Annotated in this window: 2 protein-coding genes and 1 pseudogene; all 3 read left to right on the top strand. The window is 66.1% G+C overall.

Annotated elements, in window-relative coordinates:
• Window positions 1-141: pseudogene (locus ACFWZ5_RS46140) on the top strand (4-hydroxy-3-methylbut-2-enyl diphosphate reductase); the annotation flags it as partial.
• Window positions 142-214: 73 nt separating this feature from the next.
• Window positions 215-1009 carry a hypothetical protein gene (locus ACFWZ5_RS46135; RefSeq protein WP_384893256.1) on the top strand — a complete coding sequence of 265 codons (795 nt, stop codon included), beginning with the start codon at window positions 215-217 and terminating at the stop codon, window positions 1007-1009.
• A 25-nt stretch (window positions 1010-1034) separates the two neighbouring features.
• Window positions 1035-2123, top strand: coding sequence for a terpene synthase family protein (locus ACFWZ5_RS46130; RefSeq protein WP_384893253.1), 1089 nt, complete (start codon window positions 1035-1037; stop codon window positions 2121-2123).
• Window positions 2124-2424 lie beyond the last annotated feature (301 nt).

Raw genomic sequence — 2424 nt, 5'->3', positions numbered from 1 at the left:
GGCCTGTCCTCCGGCGCCTCGGTGCCCGAGGTACTGGTCGAGGGCGTGCTGGAGTGGCTCGCGAACCGCGGTTTCGAGGACATTGAGATCGTCACCGCAGCCGAGGAATCCATCACGTTCTCGCTGCCCAAAGAACTCCGCCCGGCCCTCCCCCCCGCCTGCCGCCGCAGAAGCCGCACTCGCGCAGCCCCACCTTTCCCGCAGGAGGCCTTAGGTGTTCGCGACATTCATCCTGATCGCCGGATCCACGTTCGATATTTCGTATGTACTGACGATCAGACGAGGCTTCCTCGACCACACTTACGGTGTCCCGCTGCTCGCGCTCTGCGCTTTCATCGGGTGGGATGTCCGCAACGCCTTGGGCGCCTACCATCCGTGGATACCGATGCTGGGTGCTGTCTCCGGGCTGTACGTCGTCGGACACGCCGTCATCTTCTACCAACTCCTGGTCTACGGCCCCCGCGAGTTTCCCGGGCTGTCCAGGCTGGCCTTCTACGCGATGGTCACCGCAGCGCTCGGCTTCACCGCCTTCGCCGTCCCGGCCATCGACCAGTCCCTGCAGGACACCTGGGGCATCCACACCGCCGAGGGGACATGGCTGGCCGCGATGACCTCCTACCCGATGCTGCTCTACAGCCGAGGATCAACCCGCGGCCTGTCGATTCCCATCTGCCTTCTGCAACTACTGACCATCATCGTCGCCTCGATCGCGTTCCTGCGCTACCTGCCCACGGACTTCGACGTCACCGTTTCGCCCCTGCTTCGCTTCATCTGTCTCGGCATGACCGCAGCGAACCTCATCTATCTGGCTGTTCTCCTCCATGTGCGCAAAGCGAACTCCCGTGACACCCGCGCCTCTGGGATCACCCCCGCCGCCGTAGCCACAGGCTCTGCGCCAACATCCGGCAAGCACCTCCGAGCCAGACCAGGACCCGACGGCATGAACACCGACGAGGCGACCCGATCACATACGCCGGTGCCACGGCGCTCGCGCCGCTGGCCCCGCTGACCTGAGAGCGAAGGAACACGTGCCCATGAGCGTCCGGTTCGAGGTGCCGTCCCTCTACTGCCCGCTTCCGCCGCCCCGCCCCCACCCCGATGAGGCACTGCTGGAAAAACGAGGCCTGGACTGGCTGGAATCACTGGGATTGTTCACCGACCCGATCAACCGGGTACGGGCCGCCGACACCCGCTCCCACGAACTGATGGCCCGCATGACCCCCGACGCGCCCACCGAGCTGACCCAGCTCGGCGTTGACTGGGCCTACCTGGCGTTTGCCTTCGATGACCTGCGCACCGACTCCGGCCCTAGCAGCACCGACACCACCACCTTGCGCCTATGGTTCGAAGGCCTGGACTACGCCAGCACCACCCTGGACACCCGCCCCCTGCCGGATGACGTGTTCTACACAGCCATCGCCGACCTCTCCGCGCGGATCAAAGAACAGACCAGCCCGACGCTCTGGCGCCGCTGGCTTACCGACAACAAGGCCACCTACTGGGCTGGGCTATGGGAAGCAGCCCACCGCACCAGCGGCCACCTCGCCGACTTCGGTACCTTCCTGACTGTCCGCCCCCACCTGGGACTGGGCCCCAGCACCATCACCTGCGCTGAGATCGCCGCTGGCCTGCAGCTCCCCGACGACGAACGTCACGACCCGCTCGTGCGCGCCGTCACCGAAGCTGCATGGCTGCTGATCACGCTGGACGACGACCTGTATTCCTACCCCAAAGAACACTGGATGGCCCAACAGGCCGGCCACGACACCGCAGCCGAGCCCACCCCGATCCCCATCCTCATGCGAGAACACCACAGCACCGTCACCGAGGCCACCCGCCAACTCGCCCAGATCCGCGACCGCATCATGGCCCAGGCCCTCCACCTGGCCGAGCAGATCACCGCAGGTCCCTACAGCCACGACACCCGCGCCATGATCGACATCGCGCTTACCGCCGTACGCAACTGCCTGGACTGGGCCCAGCACGCCACCCGCTACACCAACCCCGACGGCGCCAACCCCCACGCCATCGAACTGCAATGGGCCGGCCTCACCCACGCCCCACCCCACAACGGCCGCGCCCTCGCCTACCCAGCGATTTCTTGGTGGTGGGACCTGGAGTGACACGGCACTGCGGTCACTACGCGTGGGCTCGGCGAGTACAAGCCGGGCCGGGGCGGCAAGATCTTTCCTCGCCCGCCTGAAGGCCGTCAGCACCTGTCGCGGTAAACCCGGAATTTACTGCGGCACCGACGTGGTCGTCAGGCTCCAGAAGTCCGATGAGCCAACCCCTGAAGCGGAATCGCTGCGATCGCCAATCGCGACACCTCCGATCCGCGCGACGGGATTCGGCCCGAGTTTCGCCCAGGGCTAGTGAGCCGGTCCGGAGATTCGTGTGCAGTAGCGGCAGATGCGGTCGATGATC

Origin of the sequence: Streptomyces sp. NPDC059003, assembly GCF_042740445.1 — a bacterium.
In the GTDB taxonomy this organism is placed as follows: Bacteria; Actinomycetota; Actinomycetes; order Streptomycetales; family Streptomycetaceae; genus Streptomyces.
This window is presented reverse-complemented; position numbering and strand designations above follow the sequence as displayed.

What these genes read in the sequence shown, in the direction of transcription:
- ACFWZ5_RS46130 (WP_384893253.1), top strand. Translation starts at nt 1,035, where the DNA reads ATGAGCGTCCGGTTCGAGGTGCCGTCCCTCTACTGCCCGCTTCCGCCG.